This window comes from Streptomyces sp. Ru71, from assembly GCF_002920535.1.
Taxonomy (GTDB): Bacteria; Actinomycetota; Actinomycetes; order Streptomycetales; family Streptomycetaceae; genus Streptomyces.
Genome location: NZ_PQSS01000080.1, coordinates 1 through 17001, shown reverse-complemented (window position 1 = coordinate 17001; position 17001 = coordinate 1). Strand labels below are relative to the sequence as shown.

Sequence of the window (17001 nt, the reverse complement as noted above, 5' to 3'; positions counted from 1 at the left end):
GGGGGGACTGACAGGTTGGCGTGAGCTGGGCTTTTCTTGGCCGGTGCGCGGGGTCCGGGTGGATTGGGGCTGGGCGGGGTTGGTTGGTGCCCGGAGCTGCTGCCGGCCGGGGGTGGGTTGCGCAGCTCGGCGCTGCGGGGTGCCTCCCCCAAGCTCTTCGAGCAGGGGGACCCCCAGCGCCCACCCGTGCCGCCCTGGGGGCACCTCCCAGGCCCTTAAGGCACTGGGGGAGGCACGACTGCCCGCAGCTACGACCCGCGGGCCGGGAGGTAGGGGGTCGTTGGGGGAAGGGTCAGGTCTGAGGGGAGGAGGGAGCCTACCCAGCAGTCTCGGCGGGTGTCCTTGTTGATGAGGGCGGAGCGCAGGGTTCCCTCGATGGTGAAGCCGGCTCGTTCCGCCACCGCGCGGGAGGCGTGGTTGCCGACCTCGGCACGCCATTCGACGCGGTCGACGGACAGGCGCGTGAAGGCCCAGCGGGCGGCGGTGACGGTGGCCTCGGTGATGTAGCCGTGGCCGCGGTGCTCCTTCGACGCCCAGTAGCCCACCTCGGCCATGCCCAGGGAGCGCATCGTCAGGGCGAGCATGCCGGCCAGCTCGCCGCCCGGCAGGAACACGCCGAACGTGAACATCGAGGCGTCGGCCCAGCCCTCGGGGACCGTCTGCTCGGTGAAGCCACGCGCGTGCTCGGGGAGGTAGGGGGAGGGGATGGTGGTCCAGCGCTGGATGTCCGGGTCCTGCGCGGCGGCGTACACCGCGTCGGTGTCCTGCGGGCCCACCGCGCGCAGGACGATGCGGTCGGTGGCGAGCGTGACGGGTTCCATCGGCCGATTCTGCTCGGGGAGCCCACGGACCGCCATCATTTCGCCGTGGGTGAGCGGGCGATCACATTTCGCGCAATTCGTCGGCGGGATCCGGCACCATCGGCGAGGCTCGGGCGTTGTCCTCTTTGAAGGAGATTTGAAGCAGGCAAGACAAGGAGCGGCGGTCCGCGTCACGGCAGGCCTCCCGGCGCAGCGGGGTCCTCGCATACGATGGCCGTTGCTCAGTAAGTCAAGTGGTAACCGACCGTCCCAGGCCCGACCGGCAAGGAGACCAACCCCCGTGTCCGTCCTCTCGAAGATCATGCGTGCAGGCGAAGGCAAGATCCTGCGCAAGCTGCACCGCATCGCGGACCAGGTCAACTCCATCGAAGAGGACTTCGTCGACCTCTCCGACGCCGAGCTGCGTGCCCTCACCGACGAGTACAAGCAGCGGTACGCCGACGGGGAGAGCCTGGACGACCTGCTGCCCGAGGCGTTCGCCACCGTCCGTGAGGCCGCCAAGCGCGTCCTCGGCCAGCGTCACTACGACGTGCAGCTGATGGGCGGCGCCGCCCTGCACCTGGGCTATGTGGCCGAGATGAAGACCGGTGAGGGCAAGACCCTCGTCGGCACCCTGCCCGCGTATCTGAACGCCCTGTCCGGCGACGGTGTGCACATCGTCACCGTCAACGACTACCTGGCCGAGCGCGACTCCGAGATGATGGGCCGCGTTCACCGCTTCCTGGGGCTGACCGTCGGCTGCATCCTCGCCAACATGACCCCGGCGCAGCGCCGCGAGCAGTACGCGTGCGACATCACCTACGGCACCAACAACGAGTTCGGCTTCGACTACCTGCGCGACAACATGGCGTGGTCGAAGGACGAACTGGTCCAGCGCGGGCACAACTTCGCCATCGTCGACGAGGTCGACTCCATCCTCATCGACGAGGCCCGTACGCCGCTGATCATCTCCGGCCCGGCCGACCAGGCCACCAAGTGGTACGGCGACTTCGCCAAGCTGGTCACGCGCCTCAAGCGCGGTGAGCCCGGCAACCCGCTCAAGGGCATCGAGGAGACCGGCGACTACGACGTCGACGAGAAGAAGCGCACGGTCGCCATCCACGAGTCCGGCGTCAGCAAGGTCGAGGACTGGCTGGGCATCGACAACCTCTACGAGTCGGTGAACACCCCGCTGGTCGGCTACCTCAACAACGCCATCAAGGCCAAGGAGCTGTTCAAGCGCGACAAGGACTACGTCGTCATCGACGGCGAGGTCATGATCGTCGACGAGCACACCGGCCGTATCCTCGCCGGCCGCCGCTACAACGAGGGCATGCACCAGGCGATCGAGGCGAAGGAAGGGGTGGACATCAAGGACGAGAACCAGACGCTCGCCACGATCACCCTGCAGAACTTCTTCCGCCTCTACGACAAGCTGTCCGGCATGACCGGTACGGCGATGACCGAGGCCGCCGAGTTCCACCAGATCTACAAGCTCGGCGTGGTCCCGATCCCGACCAACCGGCCGATGATCCGCAAGGACCAGTCGGACCTGATCTACCGCACCGAGGTCGCCAAGTTCGAGGCGGTCGTCGACGACATCGCCGAGAAGCACGAGAAGGGGCAGCCGATCCTCGTCGGCACGACGTCCGTCGAGAAGTCGGAGTACCTCTCGCAGCAGCTCTCCAAGCGCGGCATTCAGCACGAGGTGCTCAACGCCAAGCACCACGAGCGCGAGGCGTCGATCGTCGCCCAGGCCGGCCGCAAGGGCGCGGTGACCGTGGCCACGAACATGGCCGGCCGTGGTACGGACATCAAGCTCGGCGGCAACCCCGAGGACCTCGCCGAGGCGGAGCTGCGCCAGCGCGGCCTCGACCCCGAGGAGCACATCGAGGAGTGGGCCGCGGCCCTGCCCGAGGCGCTCAAGCGGGCCGAGGAGGCCGTCAAGGCCGAGAAGGAAGAGGTCGAGAAGCTCGGCGGCCTCTACGTGCTCGGCACCGAGCGGCACGAGTCGCGGCGTATCGACAACCAGCTGCGCGGTCGTTCCGGCCGTCAGGGCGACCCGGGCGAGTCCCGGTTCTACCTGTCGCTGGGTGACGACCTGATGCGGCTGTTCAAGGCGCAGATGGTCGAGCGCGTGATGTCGATGGCGAACGTCCCCGACGACGTGCCGATCGAGAACAAGATGGTCACGCGGGCGATCGCCTCCGCGCAGGGCCAGGTCGAGACGCAGAACTTCGAGACGCGCAAGAACGTCCTGAAGTACGACGAGGTCCTCAACCGGCAGCGCGAGGTCATCTACGGCGAGCGGCGCCGCGTCCTGGAGGGCGAGGACCTGCACGAGCAGATCCAGCACTTCATGGACGACACCATCGAGGCGTACGTCCAGGCCGAGACCGGTGAGGGCTTCCCGGAGGACTGGGACCTGGACCGGCTGTGGGGCGCGTTCAAGCAGCTCTACCCGTGCAAGGTGACCATCGAGGAGCTCGAAGAGGCGGCCGGCGACCGGGCCGGGCTGACCGCGGAGTTCATCGCGGAGTCCATCAAGGACGACATCCACGACCAGTACACCGCGCGTGAGGAGCAGCTCGGCTCCGAGATCATGCGGGAGCTGGAGCGCCGGGTCGTGCTGTCGGTGCTGGACCGCAAGTGGCGTGAGCACCTGTACGAGATGGACTACCTCCAGGAGGGCATCGGCCTGCGGGCGATGGCCCAGAAGGACCCGCTGGTGGAGTACCAGCGCGAGGGCTTCGACATGTTCACCGCGATGATGGACGGCATCAAGGAGGAGTCCGTCGGCTACCTGTTCAACCTGGAGGTCCAGGTCGAGCAGCAGGTCGAGGAGGTGCCGGTCGAGGACGCCGTGCCGGCGGCGGGTGTGCAGGACGCCGTTCCGGCGCAGGCGGGTGCCGGCCGTCCGGAGATCCGGGCCAAGGGGCTGGACGCGCCGCAGCCGCGCAACCTGCACTTCTCGGCGCCGACCGTGGACGGTGAGGGCGGGGTCATCGAGGGTGACCTGCCCACCGACGAGGAGCCGGTGCGCTCCGAGGCGGACGGGCTGACCCGCGCGGAGCGGCGTAAGCAGGGGCGGGGCGGGCGTCGGCGTAAGAAGTGACGCACGCCGCCGTGTGAGTTGAGGGGCCGGGTACCTGGTAGGTGCCCGGCCCCTTCTCGTGTGTGCCGGTGCCTGCGGCGCCGGTGCCTGCGGCGCTTGGGTCGTCGGTGTGTGCGGGTTTCGTTGTGGCTGGTCGCGCAGTTCCCCGCGCCCCTGTATGCCTGCGGCGGCCCGTTGCTGTCCGGTGGGTGGCTGGTGTAGCGACTGCCGCGCCGTCGTGGTCAGTCCGTGTCGGGGCGGGGGACGCCTGCGTCCACTGCTGTGCAGCGCCAGCGTTGGTCGCGGTCGCGTTCCAGGCGGAAGGCCAGGGCGGTCAGGCGGTCGCCGGTGCCGATGCGGGCGAAGACCTCCAGGGCGCCGGGGTGGACCTCGTAGTAGCCGAGGTCGTAGACGATCGGGCTGGGGCCCCGGGTGGTGCGCAGGGGGCCGCGTTCGGCGAGCCAGGCCAGTTCGTCGTAGGCGCGGCCGCGGGTGTGGCCGAGCATGAAGTGGACCGGGCGTCGGCCGCTGAGGACGGCGAGGAGCCGTTCGGCGAAGAAGTCCGCGGGGAGCGTGGGCGGGCGGGTGTCCGTGGGCCTGGTGCGGGGGCGGGGGGTGCGGCCGGGGCCGGCGGGTGGGCGGGCGCCGGAGGCGGTGCGGGGCGTGGTGCCCGGTGTGCGGGGTGGGGTGCCGCCCGGGCGGGTGGTGTCGCGGCGCCCGGTGGGGCGGGCTCCGGAGCGGCGCTGCAACCTGGTCATGACCTTGTTCATGGATGTCCCCGTTTCACAGCCCGGCTGGTCGATACCGGTGGGTAACTTGCTGCTCCGGATCTTGGGGGGTCGGTGATCGCCGGGCAAGGGAAGGGAGTCCTCGCGGGGAGCGGCCGCAGGTTCACTTATCCGGGTGATGCCGGCGGTCACGGGCCCTCGGTCCCGGGGTGGCCGGGGGTGAACCTGCGGCGTGTGGTGGACGCCTCCTGACGTGGTGACAGGAACCCGAAAGGGGACCGGCGCACGTATCCTGAAGGCCCTTTGACCACGAGAGAGCGGCCTGCCATGCGCGTCTACGTCCCCCTGACCCTCCCCGCGCTCGCCGCGGCGTACAAGACGGGCGAGCTGGGGTCCGGCGGGGCGGTCACGGCGTACGCGGTGACGCCGGGGCTGCGCGAGTGGTACCTGTCGGACGACATCGAGGAGCTGGAGTACGCGGCGCTGAGCCGGGCCGCGCTGGCCTCGCTGCGGCTGCTCGCGGCGGACCCGGGGGCGCCGCGCCGGCGGGTCGTCGTCGCCGTGGACGTGCCCGACGGGGCGGCGAGCGCCGATCCCGGGCGGGCACTGGATCCGGCGGTGCTCGGTGAGGTGCGGGTGAGCGGGGGCGTGCGGCTGGCCAAGGCGGCGGCGGTGCACGTGGACGCGGACGACGCGGAGGCGGACGTGGCCGCCGCCGCCGAGGCGCTGCCGGCGGCGGACGCCGGGGACGACGACGCCCAGTTCACGGTGGACGGCGCCGACGACCACGAGCTGCTCTGGTACGCCACCCAGGAGATCCCCAACCTGGTGGGATAGTCCCCGCTGACGTGCGGTGATCACCGTTCGTGAGGGGATTGTCAGTGGTGCCCGGTACCGTTCTTGGCATGGGGATGCGAGAAGCACCGCACATCGTCTGGGACTGGAACGGCACGCTGTTCCACGACAACGACGCGGTCATCGGGGCGACGAACGCGGCGTTCGCCGAGCTGGGGCTTGAGCCGATCACGCTGGAGCGCTACCGCGCGCTGTACTGCGTGCCGGTGCCGAAGTTCTACGAGCGGCTGCTCGGACGGCTGCCCACGCAGGCCGAGTGGGAGCGGATGGACGGCGTCTTCCACCGGTACTACACCGAGCACCGCGTCAGGTGCCGGCTGACCGACGGCGTGGTCGAGCTGCTGGCCGGGTGGCGGTCGGCGGGGCACAGCCAGTCGATCCTGAGCATGTACGGGCACGAGGAGCTGGTCCCGCTGGTGCGCACCTTCGGGATCGAGGAGCACTTCCTGCGGGTGGACGGGCGGACCGGGCCCTCCGGGGGCAGCAAGGCGGAGCACATGGTGCGCCATCTGAGCCTGCTGACGGCCGTGGACCCGGCGCGCACGGTGGTGATCGGGGACGCCGCCGACGACGCGGTGGCCGCACGGCACGCCGGGGCGCAGGCCGTGCTGTACGCCGGCGGCTCGCACAGCCGGGCCAGCCTTGAGGCGGTCGGCGTGCCCGTGGTGGACACGCTGGCCGAGGCCGTCGAGGAGGCCCGGCGAATAGCGGCGTAGGCGGCCGGCGGGCGGGACGTGGACGCCGGTCAGGTCAGGTCGCCGGTGCCTTGGCGCGCAGCACGGTCAGGAACTCGCGCATCCAGGTCGGGTGGTCCGGCCAGGCACGGGAGGAGACCAGGGTGCCGTCGACGACCGCCTCCGCATCCTGGAACGTGGCGCCGGCGGACTGCATGTCCAGCTCCAGGGCGGGGTACGCGGTGACCCGGCGGCCACGCAGGCCGTCGACGGCGGCGGTGACGAGCGGGCCGTGGCAGATCTGGGCGACGGGCTTGTCGGCGTCGAAGAAGGACTTGAGGATCTTGCGGAGTTCGGGATCGTTGCGGAGGTACTCCGGGGCACGCCCGCCGGGGATGACGACGGCGACGTAGTCACCGGGGTCGACCTCCGAGAAAGCGAGGTCGGCGGGCCAGGTGTAGCCGGGCTTCTCGGTGTAGGTGTCGAAGCCGGGTTCGAAGTCGTGGACGACGAACTGGAGCTTCTTGCGGGTGGGGGCCGCGATGTGAACCTCGTAGCCCTCCTCGATCAGGCGCTGGTAGGGGTAGAGGACCTCCAGGGACTCTGCTGCGTCGCCGGTGACGATGAGGATTTTCGCGGGCATGGCGGTTGCGCTCCCCTCGGGGCAGTTGCTTCCAAGGGCAACGTGCCTCGGGCCCGTGCCGTTGCCAAGGGGACGCGCCGGATTCCGGGCAGCCGCCCGGGCGGTCACCTGCTGCGGATTTCGTACCTACGCCACACCCGGCCACCCGGCCCCTGTGCAGAACGTCAAACTTCTACCCCTGGATTTGTACACATACGGCTCATGACGGGCCCCCGGTAAGGAGCGATAGCCTTGGTGGCGTGATCAGCGCGATATCTCGCGGGGGCATCGTCGCCCCTGCCCTGCGCCCGGTGAGCACGGACGACATCCGTGACCGGGTGGCGATCGCTGGTCTTCATGGGCGGGACGGGGCTTTCGGTGCCCCGGGGACGCCGGACACATCCCGGAAGCAGGCGGCTCGCGAAACGGCGTCCCGTGTTGCGGGTGTGTTGAACATGGCCGATTTCCCCCCACTCATCTCACCTTGCGGCATAGCGTCGGAACAGACCGGACACCCCGCGTCTCGGCGTCACGTCGGAAGGGCGGAGACCGTACTTCCTTCTACGTCACGCAACGGCGCGCGACAGGAGCCAGAGGACAATGCAGACCAAGCTGGACGAAGCCAAGGCCGAGCTGCTCGAAAGGGCGGCCCGGGTCGCTGAGAACAGCCCGGTCGGGGGGCACCTACCGACCGGGACGACGGCCGAGGGCTCCCCGGACACCCCGGGCAAGGGCACCTCGGACCGTGAGACCGTACTCGCGTTCCTCCAGCGTTACTACCTGCACACCGCGCCCGAGGACCTCGCCGACCGCGACCCGGTCGACGTTTTCGGCGCCGCCTACTCGCACTACCGCCTGGCCGAGAACCGCCCCCAGGGCACGGCCAACGTCCGGGTGCACACGCCGACGGTCGACGAGAACGGCTGGACCTGCAGCCACTCCGTCGTCGAGGTCGTCACCGACGACATGCCCTTCCTCGTCGACTCGGTCACCAACGAGCTCACCCGTCAGGGCCGCGGCATCCACGTCGTGATCCACCCGCAGATCGTGGTGCGCCGCGACCTCACCGGCAAGCTGATCGAGGTCCTCACCACCCCGCCGTCCGGCGACCTGCCGCACGACGCGCACATCGAGTCCTGGATCCACGTCGAGATCGACCGCGAGACCGACCGCGCCGATCTGAAGCAGATCACCGCCGACCTGCTGCGCGTGCTGTCCGACGTCCGCGAGGCCGTCGAGGACTGGGAGAAGATGCGGGACGCGGCGGCCCGGCTCGCCGACGGCCTGCCCGATGAGCCCCGCCCCGCCGACCTGCCCGAGCAGCAGGTCGAGGAGGCCCGCGAGCTGCTGCGCTGGCTCGCCCAGGACCACTTCACCTTCCTCGGCTACCGCGAGTACCAGCTGCGCGAGGACGACTCCCTGGCCGCCGTGCCCGGCACCGGCCTCGGCATCCTGCGCGCCGACCCGCACCACGCCGGCGACGACCAGCACCCGGTCAGCCCGTCCTTCGAGCGGCTGCCCGCCGACGCCCGCGCCAAGGCCCGCGAGCACAAGCTGCTGGTGCTGACCAAGGCCAACAGCCGCGCCACCGTGCACCGGCCGTCGTACCTGGACTACATCGGCGTCAAGAAGTTCGACGCGGACGGCAACGTCATCGGTGAGCGCCGCTTCCTCGGCCTGTTCTCCTCCGCCGCCTACACCGAGTCCGTGCTGCGCGTGCCGGTCATCCGCCGCAAGGTGGACGAGGTCCTGCAGCGCGCCGGGTTCTCCCCGAACAGCCACGACGGACGCGACCTGCTCCAGATCATGGAGACCTACCCGCGCGACGAGCTGTTCCAGACGCCGGCCGACGAACTCCAGTCCATCGTCACGTCCGTTCTGTACCTGCAGGAGCGCCGCCGGCTGCGGCTGTACCTGCGGCAGGACGAGTACGGCCGCTACTACTCGGCCCTGGTCTACCTGCCCCGCGACCGCTACACCACCGGCGTGCGGCTGCGGATCATCGACATCCTCAAGGAGGAGCTCGGCGGCATCAGCGTCGACTTCACCGCCTGGAACACCGAGTCGATCCTGTCCCGGCTGCACTTCGTCGTCCGCGTCCCGCCGGGCACCGAGCTGCCGCACCTGAGCGACAGCGACAAGGAGCGCATCGAGGCCCGGCTGGTGGAGGCCGCCCGCTCCTGGGCCGACGGGTTCGCCGAGGCGCTGAACGCCGAGTTCGGCGAGGAGCACGCCGCGGAGCTGCTGCGCCGCTACAACAACGCCTTCCCCGAGGGCTACAAGGCCGACCACCCTCCGCGGGCTGCGGTGGCCGACCTGGTCCACCTGGAAGCGCTCGGCGAGGAGAAGGACTTCTCGCTCAGCCTGTACGAGCCGGTGGGCGCGGCGCAGGACGAGCGCCGCTTCAAGATCTACCGCAAGGGCGAGTCCATCTCCCTGTCGAAGGTGCTGCCCGTGCTGGCGCAGCTCGGCGTCGAGGTGATGGACGAGCGGCCCTACGAGCTGCGCTGCGCGGACCGCTCCGTCGCGTGGATCTACGACTTCGGGCTGCGCATCCCGAAGGCGGCCGGCGGTGGCGACTACCTCGGGGACGACGCCCGTGAGCGCTTCCAGGACGCCTTCGCCGCGACCTGGACCGGCCAGGCGGAGAACGACGGCTTCAACGCCCTCGTGCTGAGCGCCGGGCTGAACTGGCGTGAGGCGATGGTGCTGCGGGCGTACGCCAAGTACCTGCGGCAGGCCGGCTCCACCTTCAGCCAGGACTACATGGAGGACACCCTCCGCAACAACGTCCACACCACGCGGCTGCTGGTCTCCCTGTTCGAGGCGCGGATGGCGCCGGAGCGGCAGCGGGCCGGCCTTGAACTGATCGACGCGCTGCTGGAGGAGGTCGACGCCGCGCTCGACCAGGTGGCAAGCCTGGACGAGGACCGCATCCTGCGCTCCTTCCTCACCGTCATCAAGGCCACCCTGCGCACCAACTTCTTCCAGAAGACGGCCGACGGCCGGCCGCACTCGTACGTGTCGATGAAGTTCGACCCGCAGGCCATCCCGGACCTGCCGGCGCCGCGCCCGGCGTTCGAGATCTGGGTGTACTCGCCGCGGGTGGAGGGTGTGCACCTGCGCTTCGGCAAGGTCGCCCGAGGCGGTCTGCGCTGGTCCGACCGGCGTGAGGACTTCCGGACCGAGATCCTCGGCCTGGTCAAGGCGCAGATGGTGAAGAACACCGTCATCGTGCCGGTCGGCGCCAAGGGCGGCTTCGTCGCCAAGCAGCTGCCCGACCCGGGCGTGGACCGCGACGCCTGGCTGGCCGAGGGCATCGCCAGCTACAAGACGTTCATCTCCGCGCTACTCGACATCACCGACAACATGGTCGCCGGCGAGGTCGTGCCGCCCAAGGACGTGGTGCGCCACGACGAGGACGACACCTACCTGGTGGTCGCGGCCGACAAGGGCACGGCGACGTTCTCCGACATCGCCAACGAGGTCGCGCAGTCGTACAACTTCTGGCTCGGCGACGCCTTCGCCTCCGGCGGCTCGGCCGGCTACGACCACAAGGGCATGGGTATCACCGCCCGCGGTGCCTGGGAGTCGGTCAAGCGGCACTTCCGCGAGCTGGGCGTGGACACGCAGAGCGAGGACTTCACGGTCGTCGGCATCGGCGACATGTCCGGTGACGTGTTCGGCAACGGCATGCTGCTCAGCGAGCACATCCGGCTGGTCGCCGCGTTCGACCACCGGCACATCTTCATCGACCCGAACCCCGACGCGGCGACCTCCTACGCCGAGCGCCGCCGCCTGTTCGACCTGCCGCGCTCCAGCTGGGAGGACTACAACAAGGAGCTGCTGTCCGCGGGCGGCGGCGTCTTCCCGCGCAGCGCCAAGTCCATCCCGGTCAACGCGCACATCCGCGAGGCCCTCGGCATCGAGGCGGGCGTCACCAAGCTGACCCCGGCCGAGCTGATGAAGGCGATCCTCAAGGCGCCGGTGGACCTGCTGTGGAACGGCGGCATCGGCACCTACGTCAAGGCGTCGACCGAGTCGCACGCCGACGTCGGCGACAAGGCCAACGACCCGATCCGCGTCGACGGCGCCGACCTGCGGGTCAAGGTCGTCGGCGAGGGCGGCAACCTGGGCCTGACCCAGCTCGGCCGGATCGAGTTCGCGCTGCACGGCGGCAAGATCAACACCGACGCCATCGACAACAGCGCGGGCGTGGACACCTCCGACCACGAGGTGAACATCAAGATCCTGCTCAACGGCCTGGTCGCGGACGGCGACATGACCGTCAAGCAGCGCAACAAGCTGCTCGCCGAGATGACCGACGAGGTCGGCGCCCTGGTCCTGCGCAACAACTACGCGCAGAACACGGCGATCGCCAACGCACTCGCCCAGTCCAAGGACATGCTCCACGCCCAGCAGCGCTTCATGCGCCACCTGGTGCGCGAGGGCCACCTGGACCGCGCGCTGGAGTTCCTGCCCACCGACCGGCAGATCCGTGAGCGCCTCGCGCAGGGCCAGGGCCTGACCGGCCCGGAGACGGCCGTGCTGCTGGCGTACACCAAGATCACGGTCTCCGAGGAACTGCTGGCGACCTCGCTGCCGGACGACCCCTACCTGCGCGAGCTGCTGCACTGCTACTTCCCGGCGGCGCTGCGCGAAGGGTTCGCCGACCGGATCGACAACCACCCGCTGCACCGTGAGATCACCACGACCGTGCTGGTCAACGACACGGTCAACACGGGCGGTACGACGTATCTGCACCGGCTGCGCGAGGAGACCGGCGCGTCGCTGGAGGAGATCGTCCGGGCACAGACCGCGGCCCGCGCGATCTTCCGCTCCTCGGTCGTGTGGGACGCGGTGGAGGACCTGGACAACAAGGTCGACGCCGAGGTCCAGACCCGGATCCGGCTGCACTCGCGCCGCCTGGTCGAGCGCGGCACGCGCTGGCTGCTCAACAACCGGCCGCAGCCGCTGCAGCTGAAGGAGACGGTCGACTTCTTCGCCGAGCGGGTCGAGCAGGTGTGGGCCGAGCTGCCGAAGCTGCTCAAGGGCGACGACCTTGAGTGGTACCAGCAGATCTACGACGAGCTGAGCGGCGCCGGCGTGCCGGACGAGCTGGCCACGCGGGTCGCCGGGTTCTCCTCGGCGTTCCCGACGCTGGACATCGTCTCGATCGCCGACCGCATGGGCAAGGAGCCGCTGGACGTCGCCGAGGTGTACTACGACCTCGCCGACCGGCTCGGCATCACGCAGCTGATGGACCGCATCATCGAGCTGCCGCGCAACGACCGCTGGCAGTCGATGGCCCGCGCGGCGATCCGCGAGGACCTCTTCGCGGCGCACGCGGCGCTCACCGCGGACGTCCTGGCCGTCGGCAACGGCACCTCGACGCCGGAGCAGCGGTTCAAGCTGTGGGAGCAGAAGAACGCGCCGATCCTGTCGCGGGCGCGCACCACGCTGGAGGAGATCCAGGGCTCGGACGCGTTCGACCTGGCCAACCTGTCGGTGGCGATGCGCACGATGCGGACGCTGCTGCGGGCGCACTCGTAGGACACGGAAACGCCGAAGGGGGGCGCCCCGGGCCGTCTGGTACGGCCCGGGGCGCCCCCCTTTTCCCATCAGCCGCTAGCGCTTCTTGAACAGGGTGAGCTTGGTGGCGTAGTCGGGCAGGTCGCCCGCGCCGGTGGTGATGTCGGTGACCTTCAGCATGGCCAGGTTGCCCTCGTCGGTCTGGGTGCACAGGACGGTGCCGACCGGGATGACCGTCCGCAGGTCCTTGGCCTCGATCTCGGTGGGCAGGACGTCGCCCTGGGCGCCCTCCAGGCACTGCTCGGGGGTGGTGCCGGCGCTCTTGCCCCAGGGCGTCTTGAACTCCCAGCGTCCGTCGGAGACGTCGCTGAGCTCGATCTCGTTGCCCGAGGTGATCTCGCCCTCGCCATGCACCTGCGGGATGTCCAGATCCGCCTCCACGACGGCGACCCGGCCGGGGGAGCGCAGGGCGAAGGTCCGGTCGGCGAACACCGGCGTGAATCCCGAGTCGTCGGACGGGGTCGGGTCCGGGCTCGGCGGGGTGGCGGAGTGGGTGGGCTGCACCGACTGCTTGCCGTCGCCCTGCCCCTGCCCCTGCCCTTGCCCTTGCGTCCGGTCGGAGTCACCACCCGCACGGGCCAGCGTCCACGTCACCCCCACCGCGAGGACGACGGCCACGGCGGCACCCGCGACGACGAGCCCGGTCCGGCCGCGCCGTGCGCCGGCCGCAGCGGGCGGGGCGTACGTCGGCGGGGGAGGGGCCACGGTCGGCGCACCGGCGAAGGTGGGACCGTGCGGAGGCGGAGTCGGCCCTTGCGTCCCCTGGGACCCCTGCGCCCCCTGGGACCCCTGCGCCCCCAGGTCGGCCACCGTCGGCTCCGGCGGCGGCGGTGCGAGGGCGGCCCGTTCGCGGGCGGCGAGGTCGGTGGCGAGGGGCTCGGGCAGCCAGCCGGTGAAGTCGTTCAGCGGCCGGCCCGCGGCCCGCTCGCACAGCGCGGCCAGTTCCTCGGTGCCGATGCGCTGCGCCGGGTCGGCGGCGAGGCAGCGCTCCAGGAGCGGGCGGAGATGGTCGTCGTAGGAGTCCAGACGGGGCGGGCGTACGGCCGTGTTGGCGATCTGCGCGGCGAGAGTGAGGGCGCCGCCGTCGCCGTAGGGGTGGCGGCCGGTGGCGGCGACGGCGGCGATCAGGCCGAGCGAGAAGACGTCCGTGGCCGGTCCGACGGGCTCACCGAGGGCGTGCTCCGGGGACATGAACTGCGGGGTGCCGATGACGCCGCCGGACACGGTGAGCTGGGTGGCGTCGGCGGCGCGGGCGATGCCGAAGTCGATGACGTACGGGCCCTGGCTGCTCAGCAGGATGTTGCTGGGCTTCAGGTCCCGGTGCACGATGCCGGCGGAGTGGATCGCGGTCAGCGCCCGCGCGGTGCAGCCGACGAGCTTGAGCACGGCGGGCAGCGGCAGCGGGCCGTGCGCGGTCAGGGCCTCGTGCAGAGGAAGGCCGGGGATGAACGCCGAGGCGAGCCAGGGCCGTTCGCCGGTGGTGTCGTGGTCGACGACCGGGACGACGTGGTAGCCCTGGACCCGGCGGGCCGCCTGCACCTCCTGCTCGAAGCGGCGCCGGAAGCCGGGGTCGCCGCCGAAGTCGCGCCGGATCACCTTCAGCGCGACGGGCTGTCCGCCGCGGGTGCGGGAGAGGTAGACCGTGCCCATGCCGCCCTCGCCGATCCGGGCCAGCAGCCGGTATCCGGCGATCTCTCTCGGATCCTCGTCCCGCAGCCGTTCACCCACCACGTCCGCAGCCATGCCGCCCACGCCCCCGTCCTTGATCATCGCGTGCGGACGAGCGTAGCGGAGGCGGACCGGGCACCGTCCGCGGTTTCAACTGCCGGACGTCGGAGGTGACTTCAGGCGGCGAGGGGCCGCGGCTTCTTCCCGCCCTTGGTGAAGGCCTCGTACTCCTTCATGACCTCCTCCGTGGGGCCGTCCATCAGCAGCTCGCCGCGCTCCAGCCACAGCACACGGCCGCAGGTGTCGCGGATCGCGCCGTTGCTGTGGCTGACGAGGAAGACGGTGCCGGCCTGCCCCCGCATCTCCTCGATGCGTTCGGCCGAGCGCCGCTGGAACTTCGCGTCGCCGGTGGCCAGGGCCTCGTCGATGAGGAGGACGTCGTGGTCCTTGGCGGCGGCGATGGAGAAGCGCAGCCGGGAGCCCATGCCGGAGGAGTAGGTGCGCATGGGCAGGGAGATGAAGTCGCCCTTGTCGTTGATCCCGGAGAAGTCGACGATCTGCTGGTAGCGCTCCTTGATCTGCTCGCGGGACATGCCCATGGCGAGGCCGCCGAGGTAGACGTTGCGCTCGCCGGTCAGGTCTCCCATCAGGGCCGCGTTGACGCCGAGCAGGGAGGGCTGGCCGTCGGTGTAGATACGGCCCCTCTCCACGGGCAGCAGTCCCGCGACGGCCTTGAGCAGGGTGGACTTGCCGGAGCCGTTGGTGCCGATGAGCCCGATCGCCTCGCCCTTGTACGCGACGAAGGAGACGTTCTTCACGGCGTGCACCCGGCGCACGCCGGCCGCCTTCTCGGCCTGGCCGCGGCGCAGGATGCGGTTGAGGGCGGCGGTGGCGCTGCCGCGGCCGCCGCCGGTGCCGTTGACGCGGTAGACGATGTCGACGTGGTCGGCGACGACGGTGGGGACCGGCTCGGCGGCCCGCAGGAGGTGATCAGCCACGGCCGTAGGTCTCCTCTGCCTTCCAGAAGTAGATGAACCCGCCGGCGCCGGCGAGCAGCGCCCAGCCCGTCGCGACCGCCCACACGTGCGGGGGCAGCTGGCTCGCGTGGAAGGTGTCGATGAGGGCGAACCGGACGAGGTCGATGTAGACGGCGGCGGGGTTGCACTGCAGGGCGGTCACCGCCCAGTGCGGTACGTCGCCCTTGCCGACCGTGTGCTGGATGCTCCACATCACGCCGGAGACGTACATCCAGGTGCGCAGCAGGAACGGCATCAGCTGGGCGATGTCCGGCGTCTTCGCGCCCATGCGGGCCATGACCATGGACACGCCCGCGTTGAAGGTGAACTGCAGCACCAGCGCCGGCACCAGCAGCAGCCAGGACAGCGAGAACGGCACGCCGCAGGCCAGCAGGATGACCAGCAGGGCCGCCATGGAGAACAGCAGCTGCTGGAGCTGCTGGAGGCAGAAGGAGATCGGCAGCGCGGCCCGCGGGAAGTGCAGGGCGCGGACCAGGCCGAGGTTGCCGGAGATGGCGCGGGTGCCGGCCATGATCGAGCTCTGTGTGAACGTCCACACGAACACGCCGGTGACCAGGAACGGGATGTAGTCCGCCACGCCCTGCTTGGTGCCGAGCAGCACGCCGAAGATGAAGTAGTAGACCGCCGCGTTCAGCAGCGGGGTCATCACCTGCCACACCTGGCCGAGCTTCGCCTGGCTGTACTGGGCGGTGAGCTTGGCGGTGGCGAAGGCGGTGATGAAGTGGCGCCGCGCCCACAGCTGGCGGACGTAGTTGGGCAGGGAGGGGCGCGCACCGCTGACCGACAGGCCGTGGCGGGCGGCGAGCGCCGCGAGGTCGAGGCCGGCGGCCGGCGCGGCGGCCGGGGGCGGTGTGTCGAGGGCCTGGCTCACATCCGCTGCTTTCGTTCGGGAGGCCGTTTCTTACGGTTCTCTTGACGTTTTCTCACGTCGGGACGGGACCGTTTCGTCGTAACGGGAGCGTAGGCCCAATCGACGTCGGGACGCAACCGTTTCGTCGTTACGGCCTATGCTGGTCGCATGACGACGAACGCCGACGGGCCGCAGACGCCTCCGCGCCGCCGGGCTCCCGCCGGGGCCGCCGTACTCCGCGAGGACGTGACGGAGGCCATCCGGGCGGCCGTCTTCGAGGAGCTGGCGGCCGTCGGCTACGCGCGCATGTCCATCGAGGGCATCGCGCGCCGGGCGGGCGTCGGCAAGACGGCGGTGTACCGGCGGTGGCGGTCCAAGCTGCATCTGGTGCTGGACGTGGTCTCGGCGCTCGCGGTGATGGGGCTGCCGGTGCCGGACACGGGCACGCTGGAAGGGGATCTGCGGCTGCTGTACGAGGTCAGCTCGCGGGCGCTGCGCCATCCGGTCGCCTCGCAGATCATCCCCGACCTCCAGGCGGAGGCGGCCCGCAATCCCGAGATCGCCGAGGCCATGCAGAAGACTCTGCGCGAGGGTCAGGAAGGCGTGGCCAGCGGGATCGTTGCGGCGGCGCAGCGGCGGGGTGAGGTCCGCGCCGGCATCGACGAGGACCTGGCCCTCGACCTGATCTCCGGTCCGCTGTACTGGCGCGCACTGGTCATCCGCGCGCCGAAGCTCCCCAAGGGCTACCTGGACGCCCTGTCCCACAGCACGGCAGCAGGCCTCCGAGCACTTTAGGCTCCGCCGGCCTGGGGTCTACGTACCCGGCGTTTCCAGGACCTGGTCGTCTGCGGCGGGCCGGGGGTGGGCTTGCGCAGCCCGGCGTTCTGGGGTGCCCGCCGCTGTGGCGAGCCGGGGGTGGGTGCGCAGCCCGGCGCAACGGGGTGCCTCCCCCAAGCTCTTCGAGCAGGGGGGACCCCCAGCGCCCACCCGTGCCGCCCCAGCGGCACGACTGCCCGCAGCTATGCGGATACGGGTGCCGCCCCGCGCGGCGGCGCGCAGCTAGGCGGGGACGGGTGCCGCC

Annotated in this window: 11 protein-coding genes; 5 read left to right on the top strand and 6 right to left on the bottom strand. The window is 70.6% G+C overall.

All coding sequences use genetic code 11. The features are described from left to right. Nucleotides 1–248: 248 nt before the first annotated feature. Nucleotides 249–821, bottom strand: coding sequence for a GNAT family N-acetyltransferase (locus C3489_RS31640; RefSeq protein WP_103785547.1), 573 nt, complete (start codon nt 819–821; stop codon nt 249–251). Between the two features lie 280 nt (nt 822–1101). Here C3489_RS31640 and secA point away from each other — a divergent pair, with 280 nt between their 5' ends. Beyond that, on the top strand, nt 1102–3915 hold the full coding sequence (secA, locus tag C3489_RS31635; RefSeq protein WP_103785546.1) for a preprotein translocase subunit SecA: 2814 nt from the start codon (nt 1102–1104) through the stop codon (nt 3913–3915). 221 nt (nt 3916–4136) lie between these two features. Here the strand turns inward: secA and C3489_RS31630 are convergent, their stop codons facing one another. After that, entirely contained in the window at nt 4137–4664 is a 528-nt protein-coding gene (locus C3489_RS31630; RefSeq protein ID WP_103785545.1) for an Rv3235 family protein, read from the bottom strand. A 285-nt stretch (nt 4665–4949) separates the two neighbouring features. Between C3489_RS31630 and C3489_RS31625 the strand changes: the two genes are divergently transcribed. Then, on the top strand, nt 4950–5459 hold the full coding sequence (locus tag C3489_RS31625) for a DUF6912 family protein (RefSeq protein ID WP_103785544.1): 510 nt from the start codon (nt 4950–4952) through the stop codon (nt 5457–5459). A gap of 68 nt (nt 5460–5527) precedes the next feature. Further along, a complete protein-coding gene (locus tag C3489_RS31620) occupies nt 5528–6193 on the top strand; it encodes an HAD family hydrolase (RefSeq protein ID WP_103785543.1) in 666 nt (221 codons plus the stop codon). Nucleotides 6194–6227: 34 nt separating this feature from the next. Here C3489_RS31620 and C3489_RS31615 read toward each other — a convergent pair whose 3' ends face one another. Continuing rightward, nucleotides 6228–6794, bottom strand: coding sequence for a DJ-1/PfpI family protein (locus C3489_RS31615; protein WP_103785542.1), 567 nt, complete (start codon nt 6792–6794; stop codon nt 6228–6230). Nucleotides 6795–7373: 579 nt separating this feature from the next. On the opposite strand from C3489_RS31615, the gene C3489_RS31610 reads away from it, so the two are divergent. After that, nucleotides 7374–12326, top strand: a complete 4953-nt coding sequence (locus C3489_RS31610) for an NAD-glutamate dehydrogenase (protein WP_103785541.1) — start codon at nt 7374–7376, stop codon at nt 12324–12326. A 75-nt stretch (nt 12327–12401) separates the two neighbouring features. Here the strand turns inward: C3489_RS31610 and C3489_RS31605 are convergent, their stop codons facing one another. From C3489_RS31605 to C3489_RS31595, 3 genes are all read right to left on the bottom strand, one after another. Next, nucleotides 12402–14135 carry a serine/threonine-protein kinase gene (locus C3489_RS31605; protein ID WP_258055039.1) on the bottom strand — a complete coding sequence of 578 codons (1734 nt, stop codon included), beginning with the start codon at nt 14133–14135 and terminating at the stop codon, nt 12402–12404. Nucleotides 14136–14209: 74 nt separating this feature from the next. After that, the gene (locus C3489_RS31600) at nt 14210–15031 is read right to left on the bottom strand and encodes an ABC transporter ATP-binding protein (RefSeq protein WP_103785540.1); all 822 of its coding nucleotides are present in this window, start codon (nt 15029–15031) and stop codon (nt 14210–14212) included. Next, complete coding sequence (locus tag C3489_RS31595) at nt 15024–15941, bottom strand: ABC transporter permease (protein WP_103785539.1); 918 nt, start codon at nt 15939–15941, stop codon at nt 15024–15026. The genes C3489_RS31600 and C3489_RS31595 overlap by 8 nt, the downstream gene beginning before the upstream one ends. Before the next feature lie 147 nt (nt 15942–16088). On the opposite strand from C3489_RS31595, the gene C3489_RS31590 reads away from it, so the two are divergent. Continuing rightward, the gene (locus tag C3489_RS31590) at nt 16089–16715 is read left to right on the top strand and encodes a TetR/AcrR family transcriptional regulator (protein WP_103785538.1); all 627 of its coding nucleotides are present in this window, start codon (nt 16089–16091) and stop codon (nt 16713–16715) included. The last annotated feature ends 286 nt before the right edge of the window (nt 16716–17001 follow it).

Coding starts and splice junctions, on each gene's coding strand:
- C3489_RS31620 (WP_103785543.1), top strand. CDS start 5,528: ATGGGGATGCGAGAAGCACCGCACATCGTCTGGGACTGGAACGGCACG.
- C3489_RS31640 (WP_103785547.1), bottom strand. CDS start 821: ATGGAACCCGTCACGCTCGCCACCGACCGCATCGTCCTGCGCGCGGTG.
- C3489_RS31630 (WP_103785545.1), bottom strand. CDS start 4,664: ATGAACAAGGTCATGACCAGGTTGCAGCGCCGCTCCGGAGCCCGCCCC.
- C3489_RS31590 (WP_103785538.1), top strand. CDS start 16,089: ATGACGACGAACGCCGACGGGCCGCAGACGCCTCCGCGCCGCCGGGCT.
- C3489_RS31615 (WP_103785542.1), bottom strand. CDS start 6,794: ATGCCCGCGAAAATCCTCATCGTCACCGGCGACGCAGCAGAGTCCCTG.
- C3489_RS31605 (WP_258055039.1), bottom strand. CDS start 14,135: ATGATCAAGGACGGGGGCGTGGGCGGCATGGCTGCGGACGTGGTGGGT.
- C3489_RS31610 (WP_103785541.1), top strand. CDS start 7,374: ATGCAGACCAAGCTGGACGAAGCCAAGGCCGAGCTGCTCGAAAGGGCG.
- C3489_RS31625 (WP_103785544.1), top strand. CDS start 4,950: ATGCGCGTCTACGTCCCCCTGACCCTCCCCGCGCTCGCCGCGGCGTAC.